The organism is Micromonospora sp. NPDC005324 (assembly GCF_040607155.1).
GTDB lineage: Bacteria > Actinomycetota > Actinomycetes > Mycobacteriales > Micromonosporaceae > Micromonospora > Micromonospora trifolii.
In genome coordinates this window covers 40104-62668 of sequence record NZ_JBEXGE010000011.1, presented here as the reverse complement: position 1 = coordinate 62668, position 22565 = coordinate 40104, and the positions used below count along the sequence as shown (strand labels likewise).

Genomic DNA, 22565 nt, shown 5'->3' with positions numbered 1-22565 from the left:
CCCGCGTACCAGAAACGGCCGCACCGGCGGGAAGCCGGTGCGGCCGTCGTGGTTTCGGGTCCTGCCTACTGCCGGATCTGCACCCCGGCGTCGGCCAGCCCGCGGATCACCTGGGCGGACTCACCGAAGCCGATGATCAGTACGGCGTCCGCGCCGAATGCCTTGATCTCCTTCGCGCCGCTGCTGAAGTCGACCGGCGCGGCCTTGGCGTCGGCCGGGGGCTCGTACGTCAACAGCTTGAGCCGGTCGTTGGCGATACCGGCCTTCTCCAGCTCGTCGCGGACGGTGCCCTGGAGGCCCTCACCGTAGGAGTCCTTGCGGGCGACGATGACAATCTTCTGCGACCCGTCGCGGAGGATCACGTCGGCCAACGCCCGGCCCTGGAGGCTGTCCGGCGGGGCGGTACGGAAGTAGAGGCCCTGGTCCTCCACGTCGGTCAGGCTGCTGTCGGTGTTGGACGGGGAGAAGAGGATCTTCCCGGCCTGCACCACGTCCGGCAGGACCGCCCGGGAGATGCCTGAACCACCGGCGCCGATGATCACGCTGACGCCGCCCGTCACGTGCTTGGCCACCGTGGCCTTGGCCACCGTCGGGTTGGTGCCGTCGTCGCCGTCCAGCCACGTCACCGGCTTGCCCAGTGCGCCGCCGGCGGCGTTGATCTCCTTGATCCCCAGCGCGGCGCCGGCGGCCATCGGCGGGTAGGCGATCGCGAGGTCACCGGTCTTCGGCAGCAGGCCGCCGAGGACCAGCGGCTCCTGGTCTGCGGCGCCACCCGGGCGCTGCTTCTTCGGCTTCGGCGGCGTCTTGGTGCTCGCCGCCGACTCGATGCCCGCGCCGACGAACTCGGTCTTACCGTCGTTGATCTGCTGCCCGTCGAAGGTCAGCGTGGCGTAGCTCGCGGTGGCCGGCTCGCCCTTGTCGGTGAAGCCCGCCCTGCTCAGCGAGACGCCGCGGTACTCGATGTCCTGCCCGTTGCGGGCCAGCGCGAGACAGCTCGCCGGGTCTTCGCAGCGCTGCCCGTCGTTGGTCACGGCGACGATCTGCTTCGCGATGGCAGCCGGGTCGGTGCTGCCGGCCAGCTGGGCGGCGAGCACGGCGATCACCACCGCGTCGTACGTCTCGGCGGAGTACAAGTAGTCCGTCAGCGCCGGATTGACGGCCCGTAGCCGGCCCTTGAAGTCTTCGGGCAGCGGAACGAGGGGCGTGGTGCCCTTCATCCCGTCGACGAGACTCGCCCGTTCCTTCAACTCCGCAGGATAGGAGTTGAGCATGTTGCCGTCCGTGCCGTAGAGGCGCACCTGTTGGGCGCTTGCCTCCTCAGGCTTGTCATCCCCGCAAGCGCTTGTGGCGAGCAGGATCGTCGCGCAGGCAGCCAGTGTGGCTACCCGCGAGCGGCGTGATTCGAACATGGTCGTCCTTCCTCCGGCGAAGGTCCGCTGCGCACATTAGCGTGCCGAGGCCGGCGGCGGGACCGTGGAGGTGGCGTAATGCGCAGGTAGCTCGCGTTGAACACGGACAGTGACGATTGCGGGGGCCGCTTGACCACCCGTCCTACTGTGCGCTGCGTGACCGACCTACCACAGCAGACGTTCGATGACGCGGCCGCCGTGCTCCGTTCGGCGCTGACCGGCGATGGAGACGCGGTGGTGGGAGCGTTCGACGCGGTCGTCGACCGGGCCGGCCTGAACGGCGCGTACGGCGTCGCCTGGTGCCTGGCAGCGACCATGCTCGGCGACGCGCCGGCGGCCAGCGGGGCGGCGCTCGACTTTCCGGGGATCGATCAGGCCGGGTACGACACCCGCTGGGTAGCCCGCTTCGTCAGTGCGTACGCGAACCAGGACGAACCGACCGGTGAGGCGCTGTTCGGCGCGGCGGCCGCCGACGGGCTGCTCCCCGACTGCCTGCTCACACTCGCCGGCTCGACGATCGCCACCCTGCGCAGCCGCGCCGGGTGACGCACTGCCGGGTCGCGGCGTCCGTCGGGGGGCGGACGCCGCGACCGTGCGGGCCGGTCAGAACGCGTGGTCCGCGATCAGCGGTTCGTACTCGTACCGCAGGTTCTCGAAGCGGACCCGGAAGTTGACGCCGTCCCGGACGTTGGTCGCCACCGTGATCCAGCCCGAGTTGGCCGGCAGGTAGGTCCAGTAGTTGCAGGCGCTCGTCTTGTCGACGAAGATCACGCACGCCTCGGTGGCGTACACGCTCGCGTTGCGGACGTTGATGTCGCGACAGCGCGTCGTGGTGCGGTACTGGCCGGCCGAGCCGCCGTAGCGGCCGGTCTCGAAGTACGACCGGACCGCCCCGCCGTAACAGGTGGCGAGCGGGGCGAACGCGTTCGGCCCGGAGCTGACCGGCGCGGTCGGTGTGATCGGCTCCGCCTGCGCGGGCGTACCGACGGAGAGCAGTGCGGTGGCCGTGGCGACGGCGAGCAGACGAGCGGTCGGGGATGGCATCCGGTCGTTCCTCCAAACAGTTGACTGACCGTCCGTATTGGACTGATCATCTGGCCGTGACGATGATACGTTTCGATCGATTGCGGCGCGGCCCCGATGATGTCCGGCCCGTGTGGTAGCTCTGTAGGCATGTCCGAGGCCATGCTCAGTAAGGTGCGCAAGCTGCTGGCCCAGGCCGAGGACCCGGCCTGCACGCTGGCCGAGTCCGCCGCGTTCACCGCCAAGGCCACCGAGTTGATCGCCCGCTACGGCGTCGACAGGGCGCTGCTCGCCGCCCGGGACCCGACCACCGACCCGGTCGGCGATCGCGTGCTGGACGTCGTCGCCCCGTACGCCCGAGACAAGGTAGGCCTGCTCGCTGCGGTCGCCGAGCCGCTGCGCTGCCGCTGCGTACGCCGTCGGCAGGGCAACGGCTTCGCCCTGCACCTCTTCGGGTTCGCCAGCGACCTGGAACGGGTCGACCTGCTCTTCACCTCACTGCTCGTGCAGGCGGCACACGGCCTGGCCGCCATCAAGGTGCCCGCGGACGACCACCCCGCCGCCTTCCGCCGCTCCTGGCTGGCCGGCTTCGCGGAGGTGGTCGGAGGCCGACTCTGGGCGGCCGAGTCGGCGGCGGCCAGCGAGTCGGGCGCACCGTCGATGGCGCTGGTGTTGACCGACCGGTCCGACCGGGTGCAGCGCCGGCTCAGCGAGGAGTACCCACGGCTGCGTACCGCACCGCCACGGCGGCTGGGAGGCACCGGCTTCGGCTCGGGGGCAGAGGCCGGCCAACGCGCGAACCTTGGTGGTCGGGACCTCGGCGGCGCCGCTGCCGGTCGGCGGCTCGGCCGCTGACCCGGTGGGTCGTCAGGCCGTCGTGGTGGGGCGGTGGCGCGACACCGTGGCGACGTAGCGGGTGAGCAACTCGTGCCAGCCGGCAGTGAGCGCCTTGCGGTAACCCTCGGCGGCCTCGCCGTGCCGGTCGAAGTGCCGGTGCTCCAGCTCGACCCGGGTGCGTTCCGGCTCCTCGGCATGGAACAGCACCTCGACCTCGCTCGCGCGGGCCGGGTCCGGCACCGGCGCCCGGTCGGGGCCGATCTGCCAGACGAAGACCAGCCGGCGGGGCGGATCCCAGGTGAGCACCCGACCCCAGTCGGCGCGGAAGCCGTACGGGCCCAACTCGTAGAGCATGCCGCCGGCCCGAGGCTCCATGCCCAGCTCAGCCAGCGCGTCCGGGCCGGACCAGGTGTATTCGGTGACCCACCATTCGGTCAGCTCGTCGGTGAAGACCGCGAACGCGTGCTCGACGGAGCCCGGGACGAGGAGGCTGCACCGGAGAGAGAACTGGCCGACGTCCTGCCGGATGTCGGCCGGATCAGTCAATTCCTGTCCCATAGGCCCGGACCATACCGGCTGATGCCTCGGTGTGCAGCTTCGCGCGGTGCCCGGTTCCAGACAGAGGGTCGTCGAGTCGTCACGGACGGGATGGCCCGCCGGAAAGCGGGTAACCGCGCCCAACGGCTCGGACGACCGGGCCGGTGTGCAGGTGGGGCGGGAGAGCATGAGCGACAGCGGGCAGCAGCGGGAACCGGACCGGAACGTCGACAGCGGGAACCCCGACGTCCTGCTCGACATTCCGAAGGTCTCCGTCGACTCCATCCGGCTGGCGGTCGACGGTCTGGAGGCCGACCTGTCGCTGCGGGCACGGGTGGCCAACCTGCTCCAGGTCGACGCCGGCGTACGCGTGCACCTCAACGGCGGCGAGTTGAACATCGACGGGGTGAACGCCGAGGCGCAGCTGCGGGTGCGGTTGGAGCAGCTGACCAGAATCCTGGGACGCGCGCTCGACACGCTCGACCACAACCCACACATCATCGAGGCGCTCGCGCGTACGGCCGGCACCGCTGTCGACGACGTGAACCGCAGCGCCCAGCAGTCGACCGCGGGCGCAGCGGAGATCAAGGCATCGAGTCGACGCTCGGACGGCGTACGCGACGAGCCGGGCCGCCAGGTCGGCGCGGCCAGTCCGGTGGCCGACCGCGACCGACTGGCTTTCGCTCGGCCGGATCCAGGTCTACCGGGTTCCGATCGGCCGAGCCCGGGTCGGCCGGGCCCCGATCGGCCGGGCCCCGATCGGCCGGGCCCCGATCGACCGGGTCTCGACCGGCCGGGCCCCGATCGACCGGGTCTCGACCGGCCGGGCCCTGGTCGGCCGGATCCTGGTCGGCCGGATCCTGGTCGGCCGGGCCTTGGTCGGCCGGATCCAGGTCAGCCGGATGGGGGTCGGTCCGGGGCAGGCATGGCCGGCTCGGACCGAGGTGCTGGAGGACCCGGGCCGCGAACTGGCGGCCCGGGGTCAGGTGACCAGGCGCAGCCGCAGGGCCCGCAGCCGGAGGCTCGGCGTCCTGAGGGTCCGCATGCGCAGGGCCAGCATCCTCAGGGACGGCAGCCAGATGGACGGCAGCCGCAGGGCCGTGAGCCGGAGGTCGGCGCGCCAGGTGGCAACCGCCCGGAAGGCCAGCGGCACGAGGGGCCGCGTCACGACGAGGAGAAGCGGCCCGAAGGCTCGGGCGACGGGAAGCGCCCGGGAGCGGCAGGCCGGGACCAGCAGCGCCCCGAGGGGCCGCCGGGAGGGCCGACCGCGAACCAGCCCGGTCGGTCGGCTGGGCCCAGCCCGAGCCCGTCCGGGCATGGTGACGGTGGTCTGCCGGGCGCGGCGCAGAGCGCAGCCCAGAGCGCGGCGCAACTCGCCGAGCAGGCGGGGGAGACGCTGCGACAGGCCGGACGCAGCGTGTGGGAGGCGATCCAGGGCAGCGTGGCGCAGCACCGCCCGCAGGGTCGCCGCGACCACTGACGCCGCGCTGTCGTGCGTCACGTCTGCCGCGCGGCCGCTGACACGCGGCCGTCGTACCAGCGTGATCGACTCGGTTTCCTTGAAATCGCGGTGTTGCGAACGCTGGGATACCCCGACATCAGGGAAGTCGAGTCGATCATGCGTTCCGTGATGCTGCTCGTCGGCCCCAAGCGCCGGAAAAGCAAGATCCCCACCTGCGTTTCCGCTGGTGGGGACCTCTGTAGCCCGGCGAAAGGCTATGTGGCCAGGGGCGGGGTCGAACCGCCGACCTTCCGATTTTCAGTCGGACGCTCGTACCAACTGAGCTACCTGGCCCTGTCGCTCGGCTCATGTTACCCGGCAACCGGACGAACCGGCGGCAAGGCGACCTGCTCCGATACGCAGAACGCCGCGCGGGGCGCGGCGTCAGCGCTGCGGTCCTGACGGGACTTGAACCCGCGACCTCCGCCTTGACAGGGCGGCGAGCACTCCAACTGCTCCACAGGACCTAGCTTGTGTTGCTCCGGCTTGCGCCGGTCGTGCCCCCAACGGGATTCGAACCCGTGCTACCGCCTTGAAAGGGCGGCGTCCTGGGCCGCTAGACGATGAGGGCGGCCCCGCCATCATTGCACATTCGCAACTTCAAGCGGACTTGCTCCCATCCGGGCCCGCCGGAGGCTTGGAAAGCATACGTGATGCTCCGCCGGTCGACAAAATCGGTATGGGCAAGGGCTTCGGACGGGCCATAACCACAGGTCAGGGCGGTTCTAGCGGAGTCGGGTGATGCCGAAGCGCTGCTTCAGGTCGGCGATCAACTTCGGGCATGCGGCGAGTGTCGCGGCCCGATCACCGCCCCCGTCGTGCAGGAGAACGATCGCACCGGGCCGGGTGGCGGCGTGGACGCGCTTGCCGATCGTGGCCGCGGTTGGCTTGTCCCAGTCCTGCGGGTCGACCGACCAGTGCAGCGGGCGCATGCCGAGGTCCTTGGCCACCCCGAGCACCTCCGACGTCCACCGGCCGCCCGGCTGCCGGTAGAACGACACCTTCGCGCCGGGAGCGGCCTTCCGGATGGCCTTGTTGGTGCGGTCCAGGTCGGCCCGGATCTCGCCGACAGGTCGACGGGCAAGATCGAGGTCGTGACGCCAGCTGTGGTTGCAGAGCTGGTGTCCCTCCCGGACGATCCGACGGACCAACTCCGGGTGACGCTGCACCTCACGACCGACGACGCAGAACGTCGCTGTCACCTTGGCGGCCTTCAGCTGGTCGAGCACCTTGGGTGTCCAGGCCGGGCTGGGCCCGTCGTCGAACGTCAGGGCCACCGGTCGTACGCCGGTGTTGCGCCCCAGACCGGCGGGGAGCTTGGCCGGCAGCGGCCGCAGTGGCGGCTTGGCCGGCTTGGTGACGCTGGGGTGCGGTGTCGGGGTGGGCGGCATGGTCGATCCCACCGGCCGTGGGGCACCGGCGGGTGCGATGGTGCGCTCCGGCTGGGCACAGCCGGAGAGGACCAGCGCCACGGCGAGGACGGACGCCAGGATGGCGCGGGCTTGCATCTGCTCGCTCCCGGAGGGTCGGGGTAGGCGGACCCGCCCGACGGTAGTTCACGCCGCGATCCGGCGACAGTGCGATCAATCACGCCTTGACTGGTCCAGGGAGTCGCGGACGGCGGCGGAGAGCGAGACCGCCTCGGCCAGGTCGACCGGCCGCACCACCCCGGCGGGCAGCGTGTCGGCTCGCCAGCCGGGACCGGCGGCGAGCACCAGCAACGGGCGTCGGGGGGCGGCGAGCAGCGCGCCGAGTTGGGTCGGGTCGGCGGTGGCCCGGGTGTGCGACCAGAGCACCACGGCGGCCGGTCCGGTCCGGTTGACCGCCTCGACGAGAGCGGCCACCGGCACCCGGGCGCCGAGCATCCGGTAGCTGACACCGGCCTCCGCCAGAGCTGCCGCCAACGCCTCCAGCGGCAGGGTGTGCTGTTCCTCGTCGGCGCAGGAGAGCAGGATCCGCGCCGGTCCGGTGGGGACGTTGGCCCGACTGGCCGCCGCGAGCGCCTCCGAGACGCAGCGGGACATCAGGTGTTCCACCTCGATCAGGCCGGCGGTGGTGGCGTGGCGTTCGCCGATGCCGGCGAGCACCGGACGGAGCAGGCCCTCCCAGGTGGCGACGACCCCGCTGGCGGCCAGGGCGTGCGCGATCGTCTCGCTGATCGCCGCCGCGTCCAGTCGCATGGCGGCCCGGGCCAGCCCGCGGGCCGCCGGGCCGGCGCGGCCGACCGGGATGGAGCCGCCGCCGTCACGGCCGGTCGGGTGGATCCGGGCGGGGGCGACGGTGCCGTTGGGCGTCGGGTCCGGTGCCTGGCGGGCCCAGCGAGCCGCCTCGGCGGGGCTCACCCCCTCGGCGGTGAGTCGTCGCATGATCTCGAGGCGGGCCAGGTCGGTGGGTGTGTACCGGCGGTGGTGACCGGGGATGTGTTCGCTGGGCCCGAGCCCGTAGCGCTGGTGCCAGGTGCGGAGGGTGGTCACCGCGACCCCCAACCGACGTGCGACAGCGCCCGCGCTCAGCGCCTCATCGACCACCCGACCGCTCCGCCGTGTCATCCGCCGGAGATCCAAGCGGCGTCATGGCCGGGCCTGTTGCGCCCGACCGGGATTCCGAGGGGCGTAGCAGCCGGTTCACCACCCCGCCCAGCCAGGGCGCGTACGACCGGGGGTCGACCTTCAACTCGGCCTCCAGCGCGGTGGGGTCGGCCCACCGCAGCTCGGCCACCTCGTCCGGGTCGGGCAGGAGCGGAGCGCTGGGCAGGAACTCGCCTCGCAGTACGTGGTCGTACTCGAACTCGACGCGACCGGTCGCCGGGTCCTCGGCGTAGTAGACGTAGATGCCGACCTCGGTCAACTCGACCGGGCCCGCGCCCAACTCCTCGCTCAACCGTCGGTTGGCCGCCTCGGCGAGCGACTCCCCGGGCTGGGGGTGGCCGCAGCAGGCGTTGGCCCAACGCAGCGGGAACCGGGTCTTGACGGCGGCTCGGCGCTGGAGCAGCACCTGGCCGTCCGGGTTCACCAGCAACACGGAGAAGGCCCGGTGCAGCTGCCCCGGAGGTTGGTGCGCGGCCGCCACTGTCGTCTCGCCGTGGGCCGTGCCGGTCTCGTCGACGAGTTCGACGAGGTGCTTCTCACGGCTGGTCATCGACCTTCTCCGGTGATCCGGCCGGCGGCGAGCTTGCCGGAGATGAGCACCATCGGCACGCCGACGCCGGGTTGGGTCCCGGAGCCGACGAAGACCACGTTCGACAGGTTGCGGTGCAGGTTGGACGGGCGGAACGGGCCGGTCTGGAAGAGCGTGTGCGCGGCGGCGAACGGGGTGCCGGCGGCCATCCCCTGCTCCTCCCACTCGGCGGGGGTGATCGCCCGGAGCACCTCGACCCCGGCGCCGAAGCCGACGTAGCCGCGCTCCTCCAGGGTGCCGATCAGTTGGTCGGTGTAGCGCTGGGTCAGGTCGCCGCGCCACTCGAACGGCGCCCGGTGCAGGTTGGGCACCGGGGCGAGCACGTAGTAGGTGTGTCGGTCCGGCGGGGCCACCGCGGGGTCGGTCCGGCTCGGGTTGGTCACCAGGAGCGACGGATCGGTCATCAGCTCACCCCGTCGGATGACCTCATCGAAGGTGCCCTTCCACGCGCGTCCGAAATGGATGTTGTGATGGGCGATCTTCGCATAGGCCTGTCGCGAGCCGACGTGCAGAACGACGCAGGACGGCGAGTAGGTGAGCCGGCGCTGCGGCGCGGCGGGGAGCAGGTCCCGGTAGGCGACCGGCAGGTCGGGGTTGAGCACCACCACGTCCGCCGGCACCAGGTCGCCGTCAGCGGTGAGCACGCCGGTGGCGCGGCCGTTCACGGTCTCCACCCGGGTCACAGTGGTGTCGTACCGGATCTGCACGCCGTGCTTCTCGGCAGCGCCGGCCATCGCCCTGGAGACCGCGTGGATGCCACCGCGCGGGAAGTAGACCCCGGCCACCGAGTCGAGGTACGCGATGACCGCGTAGATGGCCAGCGCGTCGTGTGGCGCGAGGCCGGCGTACATCGCCTGGAAGGAGAAGATCCGCTGGGTACGCGGGTCCCGGAAGAACTGGTTGATCTTCGTCTGGAGGCGCCGGAAGGCCCCGCCGCTGAGCAGCTTGAGCAGGTTGCCGGTGACCAGGTCGGTCGGCGCGTCCAGGTTGCGCTCGATGAAGTCGGTGCGCTCCAGCCGCCACAGCTCCCGCGCGTACTCGACGAACCGCAGGTAGCCGTCGGCCTCCCGGGGCCCGCAGACCCGGGAGATCTCGGCCGCCATCCGGGTGGTGTCGGTGAGCACGTCGAGGGTCGAGCCGTCCGGGTAGTACGCCCGGTAGGCGGGGTCGAGCGGGGTCAGGTCCAGCCAGTCGTGCAGCTCCTCGCCGACCGCGCCGAGCGCCTCGGCGATCAGGTCGGGCATGGTGAGCACTGTCGGGCCGGTGTCGAACTCGTAGCCGTCCACGCCGAGGCGTCCGGCCCGCCCGCCGGGCACCGGCTCGCGCTCCAGCACTGTCACCTGTCGACCGCTGCCGGCCAGGTGCAGCGCGCAGGCGAGCCCGCCCAGCCCGGCCCCGACGACCACCACCCGGTCCGTCCGTCCTGTCACCGTCCGCACGTGACCACCTCCTCGCTCAAGTCGCTCATCAGGCCCGCCGGTTGGCAGCGGCGGTGGCCAGCCCGGTCAGCGCGGTCCGCGCCGTCTGGTCCACGGGTGCGGCGTCGAGCGCGGCCAGCGCGTCGCTGACCCGCTCGGCGATCATCTGCTCCACCCGGGTCACCGCGCCGGTCTCGGTGACCAGCGCGGCGAGTGTGTCGACCGATCCGTCGGCGGCTCGCTCCAACGCCGTGAGCTGGGCCGGCGTGGCCAGCTCACGGGCCAGCATGAGCAGCGTGGTCGGCTTGCCGGTGCGGAGGTCGTCCCCGGCCGGCTTGCCGGTGGCCGCCGGGTCGCCGTAGACGCCGAGCAGGTCGTCGCGGAGCTGGAACGCTTCGCCGACGGCCAGGCCATAGCGGGTGTACGCGGAGACCAGCGCGTCGTCGGCGGGCACCCCGGCCAGGCAGGCGCCGAAGAGCAGTGGTCGCTGAACCGTGTAGCTGGCGGTCTTGTAGCGGGCCACCCGTAGCGCCCGGTCGACCGACCAGTTGCCCGGGTCGTTCTCGCCGAGCACGTCCAGATACTGCCCGGCGACCGTCTCGACCCGCATCTGGTCGTAGCAGCGGCGCACCTCGAAGAGTCGCGTCGACGGCACCGAGGCGTGGGCCAGCAACTGGTCGGCCCAGACCATGCAGAGGTCGCCGATGAGCACGGCGACGGCCTCACCGAACCGGCCGGGATCACCTCGGTGACCGGCGGTGACGTGCTGTTCGGCGAGCGCGACGTGCGCGCTGGGCCGGCCGCGGCGGGTGGTGGACGCGTCCATCACGTCGTCGTGCACCAGCGCGAAGGTGTGCAGCAGCTCCAGCGCGGCCAGCGCGGGCAGCACGGGTGGCAGCGCCGCGGTGCCACCGACGGCCCCGCGCCACCCCCAGTAGGCGAACGTGGACCGGATCCGCTTGCCGCCGGTCAGGACGGCCTCCCGCGCGGTGGCGGCGAAGCTGCCCATCGACGCGTCGATGTCGTTGAGGGTGTCGACCTCGGCGGTGAGGAAGGCGTCCAGTGTCTCGTCGACCGCCGTGACCAGATCGTGGGTATAAGCGGCCAGGACGGCGCGGACCGGATCGTCCCCGTCCCCCGGCCCTGTCGGCGCCACGCGGGTCACGTTGCCCGCAACTGCGTCGTTGGCCATGCGGCTCAGCGTACCCTAGGCTACGAGTTGCGTCGATTGGTGCGTCGATAATGGAGGAGGGCCGGTGGAAACTGATCTCACCGCTGCCTATGACCGATGCCGTGAGCTGCACAAACGCCACGGCCGCACCTACTATCTCGCCACCCGGCTGCTCCCCGCTTGGAAACGACGACATGTGCACGCCCTGTACGGGTTCACGCGGTACGCGGACGAGATCGTCGATCGCACCGAGGACCTGCCGCCGGCCGAGCGGGCCGCCCTGCTGGACCACTGGGCCAGCCAGTTCGTGGCAGGTCTGCACGGTGCGCAGGTCGACGACCCACTGTTGCCGGCCGTGCTGCACACGATCGCCGTCTTCGATCTCGACCGGGACGATTTTGCGTCGTTTCTGAAGAGCATGGCGATGGACCTGACCGTCACCGCGTACCCGACCTACGACCACCTGCTCGACTACATGGAGGGCTCGGCGGCGGTGATCGGCACCATGATGCTGCCGATCCTGGGCAGCTCCGACCCGGTGGCGGCCCGGGAGCCGGCCCGTCAGCTCGGCTTCGCCTTCCAACTCACCAACTTCATCCGGGACGTCGCCGAGGACCTCGACCGGGGCCGCACCTACCTGCCGGACGAGGACATGGCGAAGTTCGGGGTCACCCGCGAGGAGTTGGCCGAGGCCCGCGCCCGGGGCCGCGTCACAGCCCGGATCCGCGAGCTGATCGAGTACGAGGTGACCCGCGCCCAGGCGCACTACGCCGCTGCCGCACCGGGGATCACCATGCTGGCGCCCGCCTCGCAGGCCTGCATGCGCACCGCGTACGCGCTCTACGGCGGCATCCTCGATGAGGTGGCCGCGCAGGACTACGACGTCTTCGTCCGGCGGGCCCTGGTGCCGCAGCGGCGACGGATGGCGGTAGCGGCACGGGCCCTGCTCAGCTCGACCGGTACGCCGGTCGTCATTCCCGGGCCGACGATCCATCCGGCGAGCCGGTGACAGCGAGCACGGCGATCGTGCTCCTCACCCGCGACCTGCGGGTGCAGGACCACCCGGCGCTGGCCACCACCTGTGCGGCCTTCGACCGGGTGGTGCCGCTGTACGTGCTCGACCCGGCGCTGGCCGACCTCTCCGCCAACCGCACCCGCTTCCTGCACCAGGCCCTCGCCGACCTGCGCGACCAACTCCGTGAGCGTGGTGGCGACCTGGTGGTCCGGCACGGCGACCCGGTGGCCGAGACGATCCGGCTGGCCGACGAGGTCGGGGCGACCGCCGTCGCGCTCTCGGCCGACGTCAGTCACTACGCCGTCCGCCGGGAGCGGCGACTACGCGCCGAGTGCGAGCGGCACCGGCTGCACCTGCGCTTGTTTCCCGGGCTGACGGTGGTCGAGCCGGGCGCGTTGCGGCCCGGTGGCGGCGGTGACCACTACCGGGTGTTCAGCCCGTACCACCGGGCCTGGGCGGCCAACCGGTGGCGCGAGGAGTTGGCCGCGCCGCGCCGGATCGCGCTGCCCGACCGGCTGCGCGTGGGCCGGCTGCCGGCGCTGCCGGCCGGAGACTCGCCCGACGCGGCCATCGGTGGTGAGCGGATCGCCCGGCAGCGGCTCACCGACTGGCTGCCCGACCTGCCCCGGTACGGCGATCAGCACGACGACATGGCCGGCGACGACACCTCCCGACTCAGCCCGTACCTGCGTTTCGGCTGCGTGTCGCCACTGGCGGTGGCGAACCGCGCCGGGGACCGATCCGGCCCGTTCGTCCGGCAGATCTGCTGGCGGGACTTCTACTACCAGGTCACCGCCGCCTTCCCGGACATCTCGACAGCGGCGTACCGGCGGGGTGCCACCGAGCAGTGGCGCTACGACGACGACGCGTTGGCGGCCTGGGCCGAGGGACGCACCGGGATGCCGATCGTCGACGCCGGAATGCGGCAGATGCTGGCCCAGGGCTGGATGCACAACCGGGCCCGGCTGATCACCGCCGGCTACCTGACCAAGCACCTCGGGCAGGACTGGCGGTCCGGGGTGGCGGTGTTCTTCCGCTGGCTGCTCGACGGGGACGTGGCGAACAACTCCGGCAACTGGCAGTGGGTCGCCGGCACCGGCAACGACACGAAGCCCTACCGGGGGTTCAACCCGGTCCGGCAGGCCGAGCGGTACGACCCGGACGGCGACTACGTGCGCCGGTGGGTGCCGGAGCTTGCCGGGGTGCAGGGCAAGGCCATCCACCAACCGTGGAAGCTGCCCGACGCCCTCCGTCAGCCGCTCGACTATCCACCGCCGCTCTCGGTACCCGGCACCGACCCCGTCTGGCTGCGCTGATCACAGCACCGAGTGCAACGCCTCGACCAGCTCGTCCACCCGGTCGTGCTCGGCGAGGTGCGCGGTGGCGTACGCGAAGGTGTAGCCGCGCTCGGGGTCGGCCCACGCGCTGCTGCCGCCGATGCCACCCATGCCCCAACTGCCATCCGGCTCCCGCTGCATGCCCAGCGTCCAGTGGGCGTCGCGGTCCAGCACCAGGTCCGGCCCGTCGTACTGGACCCGCGTCGCCTCCGCCACCAGCTCCGGGCTGAACAGCCGAACCCCGTCCAGGACACCACCGGCCAGCAGACCGGCGTAGAGCCGGGCCAGGCCGGCCGCGGTGGCGTGCAGGTTCACAGAGGGCACCTCGGCGCCCCGCCAGAGCGGGCTGTTCACCACGGCCAGGTCCAGCCCGCCGGCCGGGTTGCCCAGCGCACGCGCCCGCATCGAGCCCGCCTCACCGAGCGCCCGGGTCGGCCACCCCGGGTCGCCGTACCGCAGGTCCGCGCAGCGCAGCTGGTCCGCCTCGCTCAGCCCGAAGCCGAGGTCGAGCTGCCACCGGTCGGCGATCTCCTCGGCCAGGAATCGGCCCACCGACCGTCCGTCGACGCGGCGGACCAACTCGCCCACCAGATGCCCGTACGTCCACGCGTGTTCTCCGGCGACCGAGCCCGGCGACCACTCGGGGTCGGCGGCGGCGAGATCGCCGGCGAGCAGCGCCCAGTCGGCAACCGCGGCGGCCGGTCGGGGCACCGGGAAGGCCGGCAACCCGGCGGTGTGCGACAACACCTGACGCACGGTGGCGGGTGTGCGGAACTCCGGCCAGTACCGGTCCACGGGTGCGTCGAGATCGACGCTTCCCCGGTCGACGAGCAGCAACAGGCAGAGCGCGGCCACCGGCTTGCCGACCGAGTAGACGTTCACCAGGGTGTCCGGCAGCCACGGCTTGCCGCCCGGCCCGTGGCCGCCGCGGGAGCCGCCGGCCAGATCCACTACCGGCTGCCCGTCGTACCAGATGGTCAGGGCCGCGCCGGTCTCCCGGCCGGAGGCGAACAGGTCGTGGAAGCAGTCCCGGACCGGAGCGAAGCGTGCGTGCATCCGGCCACGGTAGGCGTCCGGGCCGGAGAGCGTGCCAACTTTTCCGCCGACCCCGGTGGTTGGCGTGGTGTCGCTGGGGGATGCTGTTCGGTGTGGCGGAGCCGGAGCTGGTGGATGTGGTCGTGGTCGGGCTCGGGGTCGGCGGCGAGGAGGTGGCCGAGCGACTTGCCGAGGCCGGCCTGAACGTCGTCGGCGTCGAACGGGATCTCGTCGGCGGGGAGTGCCCTTACTGGGGCTGCATCCCGAGCAAGATGATGATCAGAGCTGCCAACGTGCTCGCCGAGGCTCGCCGGGTCGACGGGCTCGCCGGGACGGCGCAGGTCCAGCCGGACTGGGCGCCGGTGGCGAAGCGGATCCGCGAGGAAGCCACCGACACCTGGGACGACACGGTCGCGGCGGAACGGTTCGTCGGCAAGGGCGGCCGGCTCGTGCGGGGCAGCGGCCGGCTCGACGGTCCGCGCCGGGTTCGCGTCGGTGACCAGGTGTTCGAGGCCCGGCACGGGGTGGTGCTGGGCACCGGTACCCGTCCGTCGGTGCCGCCGATCGACGGTCTGGCCGACACGCCGTACTGGACCAACCACCAGGCGATCGAGGTCGAGGAGTTGCCGGAGTCGCTGCTCGTGCTCGGCGGCGGAGCGATCGGCCTGGAGTTGGCGCAGGTCTTCGCCCGCTTCGGGGTCCAGGTCACGGTGGTCGAGGCGCTCGACCGGGTGCTGGCCATCGAGGAGCCCGAGGCGTCCGAGGTCGCCGCCGCGGCGTTGCGCGCCGACGGCGTGGAGATCCACACCGGGGTACGCGCCGAACGGGTCGAGCACGACGGGACCAGGTTCACACTGCGCGGTGGCGGCGGCGCGGAGTTCACCGCCGACCGGCTGCTGGTGGTGACCGGGCGCAAGGCCCACCTCGCCGAGCTGGGCCTGGACTCCATCGGCCTGGACGCCAGCCAGCGTTACCTTCCGGTCGACGACCGTCTGCACGTCACCGACCACGTCTGGGCGGTCGGCGACGTCACCGGCGAGGGCGCTTTCACCCACATCGCCATGTACCAGGCGGGGATCGTGATCGCCGACATCCTGGCCCGGGCCCGGCAGGCGAAGGCGGGGGCGGACGCCAGCGGCACCTCCAGCGTGGTCGGCGGAGCGATGGGCGCGTCCAGTTCGCTGGCCGCCAGCGGATCGAGCGGGTCGGCCGGCACCGTCCCGCGTGCCGACTACCGTGCGCTGCCCCGGGTGACCTTCACCGATCCCGAGATCGGCGCGGTCGGGCTCACCGAGCAGCAGGCCCGCGAGCGCGGCATCAACGTGCAGGTGGGTTTCACCAAACTCGGCAGTTCGACCCGAGGCTGGATCCACCGGGTCGGCGACGACGGTTTCATCAAGCTCGTGGCGGACGCCGACCAGGGCGTGCTGATCGGCGCGACCTCGGCCGGCCCGGCCGGCGGCGAGGTGCTGTCCGGGCTGGTGGTGGCGGTGCACGCGGCGGTGCCGCTGAGTCAGCTGCGGCACATGATCTACGCGTACCCGACCTTCCACCGGGCCATCGAAACCGCCCTGCGCGACCTGTCCTGACCCCAGCCCCGCGCGTCGATCAAGCAGCCGGCCAGCAAACACTGGTCAAGTCGCTGTTCATTTCTTTCATTCAGGTGACGTACGATTGCGACCGTGACCAAGCGGTTGACTGAAGTTGCCAAGAAGGCGGGCGTCAGCGAGGCCACCGTCAGCCGGGTGCTCAACGGCCGCGACGGGGTCTCCGAGGCGACCCGCACGGCCGTGCTGACGGCGCTGGACGTGCTCGGTTACGAACGGCCGACCAAGCTGCGCGGCGAACGCGCCCGGCTGGTCGGGCTGGTGCTGCCCGAGTTGCAGAACCCGATCTTCCCGGCGCTGGCCGAGGTCGTCACCGGCACTCTCGCCCAGCGCGGCTACACCCCGGCGCTCTGTGCCCGGACCATCGGCGGTGTCTCCGAAATGGACTACGTGGAGATGCTCCTCGACCACCAGGTCTCCGGGGTGATCTTCGCTGGTGGCTCGTACGCGCTCGCCGACGCCCGGCACGACCACTACCGTCGGCTGACCGACCGAGGGCTTCCGGTCGTGCTGGTCAACGCGGGTGTGGACGAGCTGGGTTTCCCCCGGGTCTCCACCGACGACGCGGTGGCGGTGGAGCAGGCGTACGGGCACCTGCGCTCGCTCGGGCACGAACGGATCGGCATGGTGCTCGGCCCGGAGGGGCATGTGCCGTCCCGGCGCAAGCTCGACGCGATGATCCAGGTCGCCGGCTGGGACGAGGGTGACGTCGAGTGCGTCGAGCGCTCCAGCTTCTCGATGGAGGGCGCGCGGGTCGCCGCCACGAAGTTGGTCGAGCGGGGCGTGACCGGCATCATCTGCGCCAGCGACGTGCTCGCGCTGGGCACGATCCGGGCGGCCCGGCGGCTGGGTCGTTCGGTGCCGGCCGACGTGTCGGTGGTGGGGTTCGACGACTCCGCGTTCATGACGTGCACCGACCCGCCGTTGACCACTGTGCGCCAGCCGATCGAGACGATGGGGCAGGCTGCCGTGGATCTGCTGGTCACCCAGATCGAGGGTGCCGGCGTCCTCCAGGACGAGCTGCTGTTCGAGCCGGAGTTGGTGGTGCGGGGTTCCACCGCGCCCGCCCCCGGCCGCTAGGCACCACACCGAACGACGCTTCGGCCGTCGACCGCCTCTCGCGGTCGGCGGCCGTTTCTGTCGTTGCTCACGATGGTCGCCATCGATCAGGCCGAATGATCGGCCATAAGGGATCAATAGCCGGCAAAACAGGCTGCTTTCAGAGGCTTGCCAACATCTGTCGTGATCGCGTCGTGTCCTTTCGGAACAGGGTCGATACCTTGCCGAAATGAGTCGGCCTCGCTACAGTGACTCCACTCACACCTGGCTCCGACGCAGCTACTGGGCGTCAGGTCGTATCACCGCAGATCAGCGAAGGTCATTGGATACACCCGTTCCCGAAGGGATGGACAGATGTCCGTACCGCAATACCGAAAGGCTGCGGCGGTTGCGCTCGTGGCCGGCCTGGGGCTCAGCCTCACGGCATGCTCCACGAAGAGCGACGACAAGGGCTCGACCGCCAGCGGCAAGGTCACCATCACTGTCGACTGCCAGCCGGTCGGCGCCCAGAAAGAGCTGTTGAAGAACTGGAACGACGACGTCGCCGAGTTCCAGAAGCAGAACCCGGACATCACCATCAAGAGCGTCAGCGTCGGCGAGCAGTGCAACAACCCGCCGGACTTCACCGCCCGCCTCGCCGGCGGCACCGTGACCGACGTCTTCTACGGGTACATGACCGATCTCCAGCAGGTGCTCGACTCCGGTCAGGCGATGGACATCAGTCAGCAGGTCAACAAGGACACGATCGCGACCTGGGACAGCGTCGACCCGGCGCTCAAGGGGGTCTTCACCGACGGCGGCAAGCTCTACGCCGTTCCGGTGAAGAACTACTCGATGGGCCTGGTCTACAACAAGGCCCTGTTCCAGCAGGCCGGGCTGGACGTCAACAACCCGCCCAAGACCTGGGCCGACGTCCGGGCCGCCGCCAAGAAGATCTCCGCGCTCGGCAACGGCATCGCCGGCTACTCGGAGTACAGCGCCGGCAACACCGGCGGCTGGCACTTCACCTCCCTGCTCTACTCGCAGGGCGGCCAAGTGCTGACCGAGGACGGCAAGAAGGCCGACTTCAACAACGCCATGGGCAAGCAGGTCCTGCAGAACATCAAGGACATGCGGTACGGCGACAACAGCATGGGCGCCCGTCAGCTGCTCCAGTGGGGCGACCTGCTGACGAACGCCGGCGCGGGCAAGGTCGGCATGTTCATCGGCGCGCCGGACGCCACCCAGGCGATCGTCAGCCAGTTCCAGGGCAAGTTCCAGGACTGGGCGATGGCTCCGCTGCCCGGCCAGGACGGCGCGGCCAAGGGGACGCTCGGTGGTGGCGAGGGTTACTTCTTCAAGAAGGACCTCACTCCCGAGCAGGTCAAGGCCGGTCTGAAGTGGATCGCGTACCAGAAGCTCACCCCGGGCAAGGGCCAGTTCGACTACGTCCGGGCCAAGCCGCAGAACTACCCGGTGGGTCTGCCCCAGCCGCTGCTCTTCGCCAACGGCAGTGACGCGCAGAAGCAGGAGCTGGAGCTGCGTAAGGCGAACGCGAACGTCGACACTGCGAACTTCGCGCTCTTCGAGGCGACCCCGGTGCCGATCAAGGGTGAGCCGCGCAACGCCCAGGCCGTCTACGCGGTGCTCGACGCCGCGATGTCGGGTGTGCTGACCAACCCGAACTCGAACGTCGACGCACTGCTCAAGACCGCCGAGGAGAAGGTCAACCAGCTCCTCGCCGCCGAGAGCTGATCGATCGTGTGGGGGTCGGGACGCCGACCCGACCCCCACGCCGCTCGCACCGCATCTCGACGTCACTGACTCACCCAGGAGTTGCCTTGGCGATCACCACCGTCCCGGAGACCCCCAGGAAACCGGGCCGCCCGCCGTCGCCGTACTCGGCGAGGCCACAGCGCACCAGCCTCGGCCGCAAGGTACGGGACAACCTCACCGGTCACGCGTTCCTGATCGGGGCGGTGCTCTGCTTCGTCGTCTTCTCCTGGTACCCGATGGTCCGCGGCATCATCATGAGCTTCCAGCGGACCCGGCGCGGCGAGACCACCTGGGTGGGCTGGGACAACTACTCCCGCATCATCGCCGACCCCAGCTTCTGGACGGCCTGGCAGAACACGTTCTACTTCACCGTCCTGGCGCTGGTCCTCGGGTACGTGGTGCCGTTCTTCGTGGCGATCCTGCTCAACGAGTTCCGCCACGCCAAGGGGTACCTGCGGATCCTGGTCTACCTGCCGGTGATGCTGCCGCCGGCCTCGGCGCTGTTCCTCTTCAAGTTCTACGCGTACGACCCGAGCGAGGCCGGGCTCTTCAACGCGATCCTCAAGGCCCTGCACCTGCCCACCTCGCAGTGGATGCAGTCGCCGGAGATGACGATGCCGGCGATGGTGGTGGCGTCGACCTGGATGAACATGGGCGGCGCGGTGCTGATCTACCTGGCGTCGTTGCAGAACATCCCCGGCGAGCTCTACGAGGCGGCCGAGCTCGACGGCGCCGGGATCTGGCGACGGATCCGCCACGTGACGATCCCGCAGACCCGGTTGATCCTGGCGCTCCTGGCGATGTTGCAGATCGTCGCCACCATGCAGCTCTTCATCGAGCCCCTGATCCTCGCCAACGGCGCGGGCGCGGAGGACTCGGCGACCTCGGTGGCGTACCTCATCTACCAGCACGGGTTCTTCCAGAACGACCTCAACGGCGCCGCCGCCCTGGGCGTGATCATGCTCGTGGTGCTGGCCGGCTTCTCCGCCGTGTACGTGCGGCTGACTGCGAAACAGGACTAGGACGGCGAGGAATGGCACAGGATTCCGGAACCCGGACCCTCATCTCCCAATCCCAGCTCAGCCGGGGGCGCGGCCGGGTCATCTACTGGACGCTGCTGGTGGTGGTCGTGGCGGGGTTCACGCTCGTCTTCCTCGGGCCGCTCTACTGGATGGTCACCGGCGCGCTCAAGTCCGGCCAGGAGATCGCGCAGACCCCGCCGTCGCTGTTCCCCAAGGACCCGCAGCCGCAGAACTACGTCGACGCGTGGAACAACCTGGCCCTCGCCAAGCTGCTGTTCAACACCTTCTACTACGCGATCGGCGCGGTGTTGTTCCAACTCGTCTTCGACAGCGCCGCCGCGTACTCGCTGTCCAAGCTTCGACCGATCTTCGGCAACACGATCCTCGCCCTGATGCTGGGGACGCTGATGATCCCGGCGATGGTCCTCATCGTTCCGCAGTACGTGACGGTGCTCGACCTGCCGATCCTGCACATCAACCTGCTGGACTCACCGTTCGCGATCTGGCTGCCGATGGTCGCGAACGCGTTCAACATCTTCCTGTTGAAGCGGTTCTTCGACTCGATCCCCGAGGAGCTGATGGCGGCCGCCCTCATGGACGGGGCGTCCTCGCTGCGCACGCTCTGGTCGATCATCCTGCCGCTGTCGCGCCCCATCCTCGGCGTCGTCTCGATCTTCGCCGTGACGGCGGTCTGGAAGGACTTCCTCTGGCCGAAGCTGGTCATGCCGTCGCCCGAGACCCGGACGGTCAGCGTCGGCATCTACACCTTCGCGGGCGGCACACCGATGAACGTGGTGATCGCCGCCTCGGTCATCGCCGCGATCCCGACTGTCATCATCTTCCTGATCTTCCAGCGGAACATCATGTCCGGTCTGACCACGGGCAGCATCAAGGGATAGCGACCACCGGTCCTCCCGCGCGGCGAACAACGACCGTTCGCCCGATACATATCTTCCTCCGGCGAACCCGCCGACGTACTGACGCAGAAAGCAGGTGCTCGTGTCCACAGCTGACAGAAGTCCGTGGTGGCGTGGAGCCGTGATCTACCAGGTGTATCCCCGGAGCTTCGCCGACGGTAACGGCGACGGCATCGGTGACATCGCCGGCATCCGGTCCCGGCTGAACCACCTGTCCGCGCTCGGCGTCGACGCGATCTGGTTCAGCCCCTGGTACCCGTCCCCGATGGCCGACGCCGGCTACGACGTCTCCGACTACCGCGACATCGACCCGGTCTTCGGCACCCTGACCGAGGTCGAGGCGCTGATCGCCGAGGCGCACGAGCTGGGCATCCGGACCATCGTCGACGTGGTACCCAACCACTGCTCCGACGCGCACCCCTGGTTCCAGGCCGCGCTCGCCGGCGGACCCGGCGCGCCCGAACGGGACCTGTTCTGGTTCCGACCCGGCCGGGGTCCCAACGGCGACGAACGACCCACCGACTGGATCGGCGAGTTCGGCGGCGAGACCTGGACCCGCACCACCAACCCGGACGGCACCCCCGGCGACTGGTACCTGCACCTGTTCGCCCCCCAGCAGCCGGACTTCAACTGGGACCACCCCCGGGTGCGGGAGGAGTTCGAGGACGTCCTGCGGTTCTGGTTCGACCGGGGCGTGGACGGCATCCGGATCGACTCGGCCGGGCTCCTGGTCAAGGACGGGACGCTGCCCGAGGTCCGCGAGGACCAGCCGCACCCGTTCCACGACCTCGACGGCGTGCACGACATCTACCGGGGCTGGCGTCGCGTCGCCGACGAGTACGCCGACCGGGCGCTGATCGGTGAGGTGTGGCTGCCGGACCGGCAGCGGTTCGCCAACTACCTGCGCCCGGACGAGCTGCACGCCGCGTTCAACTTCGACTTCCTCGGCTGCGCCTGGGAGGCGGCGGCGCTGCGGGAGAGCATCGACGGGACACTGAGCGCGCACGCGCCGGTCAACGCGCCGGCCACCTGGGTGCTCTCGAACCACGACGTCACCCGGCACGTCACCCGCTACGGTCGCGCGGACACCCGGTTCAGCTTCGCCGCCAAACGCGAGGGCACCCCCACCGACCTGGAACTGGGCACCCGCCGGGCCCGCGCCGCCGCGCTGCTCTCGCTGTCGCTGCCCGGTGCCGCCTACGTCTACCAGGGCGAGGAGCTGGGCCTCTACGAGGTCGAGGACATTCCGTACGCGATGCGGCAGGACCCGATGTGGGAGCGGTCCGGCCGGGTCGACCCCGGTCGGGACGGCTGCCGCGTACCGCTGCCGTGGGCCGGGGACGAGCCGCCGTTCGAGTTCAGCCCCGCGGGTGCCGCGGCGCCCTGGCTGCCGCAGCCGGCCGACTGGAAGGGCCGGACGGCCAGCGCGCAGACCGGCGACCCGGCCTCGATGCTGGAGCTGTACCGGGCGGCGATCCAGGCCCGAAAGGCCGACCCGGCGCTCGGTGACGGCGAGTTGACCTGGTTGCCCGCCCCGGACGGGGTGCTGGCGTTCCACCGCGGCGGTGGCTTCACCTGCCTGGTCAATCTCTCCGCCGCGCCGGTGCCGATGCCAGCTCAGGGGGAGTTGCTGCTGGCCAGCGGGCCGCTCGACGACGGGTTGCTGCCGTCCGACACAGCGGTCTGGCTGCGTACCACCGAATCCACCGACGGGCCGCGCGGGGCGGACGGCCCGGCCTGACCTG

General features: G+C 70.9%; 20 protein-coding genes and 3 tRNA genes. 11 read left to right on the top strand and 12 right to left on the bottom strand.

What is annotated here, in order from left to right:
* Nucleotides 1-65: 65 nt before the first annotated feature.
* Nucleotides 66-1409 (bottom strand): ABC transporter substrate-binding protein, encoded by a 1344-nt coding sequence (locus ABZS40_RS14180; protein WP_354943695.1) that lies wholly within the window; start codon nucleotides 1407-1409, stop codon nucleotides 66-68.
* 156 nt (nucleotides 1410-1565) lie between these two features.
* On the opposite strand from ABZS40_RS14180, the gene ABZS40_RS14175 reads away from it, so the two are divergent.
* Nucleotides 1566-1955 carry a hypothetical protein gene (locus ABZS40_RS14175; protein WP_354943694.1) on the top strand — a complete coding sequence of 130 codons (390 nt, stop codon included), beginning with the start codon at nucleotides 1566-1568 and terminating at the stop codon, nucleotides 1953-1955.
* Between the two features lie 57 nt (nucleotides 1956-2012).
* On the opposite strand, the gene ABZS40_RS14170 is transcribed toward ABZS40_RS14175, so the two are convergent.
* Nucleotides 2013-2453: a hypothetical protein gene (locus tag ABZS40_RS14170; RefSeq protein ID WP_354943693.1), complete on the bottom strand. Its 441-nt coding sequence runs from the start codon at nucleotides 2451-2453 to the stop codon at nucleotides 2013-2015.
* 129 nt (nucleotides 2454-2582) lie between these two features.
* Here ABZS40_RS14170 and ABZS40_RS14165 point away from each other — a divergent pair, with 129 nt between their 5' ends.
* Nucleotides 2583-3287 carry a DUF2786 domain-containing protein gene (locus ABZS40_RS14165; protein WP_354943692.1) on the top strand — a complete coding sequence of 235 codons (705 nt, stop codon included), beginning with the start codon at nucleotides 2583-2585 and terminating at the stop codon, nucleotides 3285-3287.
* A gap of 12 nt (nucleotides 3288-3299) precedes the next feature.
* Here ABZS40_RS14165 and ABZS40_RS14160 read toward each other — a convergent pair whose 3' ends face one another.
* Complete coding sequence (locus ABZS40_RS14160; RefSeq protein WP_354943691.1) at nucleotides 3300-3827, bottom strand: SRPBCC family protein; 528 nt, start codon at nucleotides 3825-3827, stop codon at nucleotides 3300-3302.
* 166 nt (nucleotides 3828-3993) lie between these two features.
* Here ABZS40_RS14160 and ABZS40_RS14155 point away from each other — a divergent pair, with 166 nt between their 5' ends.
* Nucleotides 3994-5286 (top strand): hypothetical protein, encoded by a 1293-nt coding sequence (locus ABZS40_RS14155; protein WP_354943690.1) that lies wholly within the window; start codon nucleotides 3994-3996, stop codon nucleotides 5284-5286.
* A gap of 241 nt (nucleotides 5287-5527) precedes the next feature.
* Here ABZS40_RS14155 and ABZS40_RS14150 read toward each other — a convergent pair.
* The 8 genes from ABZS40_RS14150 to ABZS40_RS14115 form a co-directional block, all read right to left on the bottom strand.
* A tRNA-Phe gene (locus tag ABZS40_RS14150) sits at nucleotides 5528-5601 on the bottom strand.
* 99 nt (nucleotides 5602-5700) lie between these two features.
* A tRNA-Asp gene (locus tag ABZS40_RS14145) sits at nucleotides 5701-5774 on the bottom strand.
* A gap of 31 nt (nucleotides 5775-5805) precedes the next feature.
* Nucleotides 5806-5878, bottom strand: a tRNA-Glu gene (locus tag ABZS40_RS14140).
* Between the two features lie 154 nt (nucleotides 5879-6032).
* Nucleotides 6033-6815: a polysaccharide deacetylase family protein gene (locus ABZS40_RS14135; protein WP_354943689.1), complete on the bottom strand. Its 783-nt coding sequence runs from the start codon at nucleotides 6813-6815 to the stop codon at nucleotides 6033-6035.
* Nucleotides 6816-6890: 75 nt separating this feature from the next.
* A complete protein-coding gene (locus ABZS40_RS14130) occupies nucleotides 6891-7835 on the bottom strand; it encodes a MerR family transcriptional regulator (RefSeq protein WP_354943802.1) in 945 nt (314 codons plus the stop codon).
* Nucleotides 7825-8445 (bottom strand): isopentenyl-diphosphate Delta-isomerase, encoded by a 621-nt coding sequence (gene idi / locus ABZS40_RS14125; RefSeq protein ID WP_354943688.1) that lies wholly within the window; start codon nucleotides 8443-8445, stop codon nucleotides 7825-7827. Before idi ends, ABZS40_RS14130 begins: the two co-directional genes overlap by 11 nt.
* Complete coding sequence (gene crtI, locus ABZS40_RS14120) at nucleotides 8442-9923, bottom strand: phytoene desaturase family protein (protein ID WP_354943687.1); 1482 nt, start codon at nucleotides 9921-9923, stop codon at nucleotides 8442-8444. The genes idi and crtI overlap by 4 nt, the downstream gene beginning before the upstream one ends.
* Nucleotides 9924-9951: 28 nt before the next feature.
* On the bottom strand, nucleotides 9952-11094 hold the full coding sequence (locus ABZS40_RS14115) for a polyprenyl synthetase family protein (RefSeq protein WP_354943686.1): 1143 nt from the start codon (nucleotides 11092-11094) through the stop codon (nucleotides 9952-9954).
* Nucleotides 11095-11158: 64 nt separating this feature from the next.
* On the opposite strand from ABZS40_RS14115, the gene ABZS40_RS14110 reads away from it, so the two are divergent.
* Both ABZS40_RS14110 and ABZS40_RS14105 read left to right on the top strand, forming a co-directional pair.
* Nucleotides 11159-12082, top strand: a complete 924-nt coding sequence (locus tag ABZS40_RS14110) for a phytoene/squalene synthase family protein (protein ID WP_354943685.1) — start codon at nucleotides 11159-11161, stop codon at nucleotides 12080-12082.
* Nucleotides 12079-13404: a deoxyribodipyrimidine photo-lyase gene (locus tag ABZS40_RS14105; RefSeq protein WP_354943684.1), complete on the top strand. Its 1326-nt coding sequence runs from the start codon at nucleotides 12079-12081 to the stop codon at nucleotides 13402-13404. Before ABZS40_RS14110 ends, ABZS40_RS14105 begins: the two co-directional genes overlap by 4 nt.
* On the opposite strand, the gene ABZS40_RS14100 is transcribed toward ABZS40_RS14105, so the two are convergent.
* On the bottom strand, nucleotides 13405-14481 hold the full coding sequence (locus tag ABZS40_RS14100; protein WP_354943683.1) for a serine hydrolase domain-containing protein: 1077 nt from the start codon (nucleotides 14479-14481) through the stop codon (nucleotides 13405-13407).
* 80 nt (nucleotides 14482-14561) lie between these two features.
* Here ABZS40_RS14100 and ABZS40_RS14095 point away from each other — a divergent pair, with 80 nt between their 5' ends.
* From ABZS40_RS14095 to ABZS40_RS14070, 6 genes are all read left to right on the top strand, one after another.
* Entirely contained in the window at nucleotides 14562-16049 is a 1488-nt protein-coding gene (locus tag ABZS40_RS14095; RefSeq protein ID WP_354943682.1) for an NAD(P)/FAD-dependent oxidoreductase, read from the top strand.
* 93 nt (nucleotides 16050-16142) lie between these two features.
* Nucleotides 16143-17147, top strand: coding sequence for a LacI family DNA-binding transcriptional regulator (locus ABZS40_RS14090; protein ID WP_354943681.1), 1005 nt, complete (start codon nucleotides 16143-16145; stop codon nucleotides 17145-17147).
* Between the two features lie 333 nt (nucleotides 17148-17480).
* A complete protein-coding gene (locus ABZS40_RS14085; protein ID WP_354943680.1) occupies nucleotides 17481-18860 on the top strand; it encodes an extracellular solute-binding protein in 1380 nt (459 codons plus the stop codon).
* Nucleotides 18861-18946: 86 nt separating this feature from the next.
* Entirely contained in the window at nucleotides 18947-19903 is a 957-nt protein-coding gene (locus ABZS40_RS14080) for a sugar ABC transporter permease (RefSeq protein WP_354943679.1), read from the top strand.
* Nucleotides 19904-19914: 11 nt separating this feature from the next.
* Complete coding sequence (locus ABZS40_RS14075; RefSeq protein ID WP_354943678.1) at nucleotides 19915-20802, top strand: carbohydrate ABC transporter permease; 888 nt, start codon at nucleotides 19915-19917, stop codon at nucleotides 20800-20802.
* Nucleotides 20803-20941: 139 nt separating this feature from the next.
* Entirely contained in the window at nucleotides 20942-22561 is a 1620-nt protein-coding gene (locus tag ABZS40_RS14070) for a glycoside hydrolase family 13 protein (RefSeq protein ID WP_354943677.1), read from the top strand.
* Nucleotides 22562-22565: the final 4 nt, after the last annotated feature.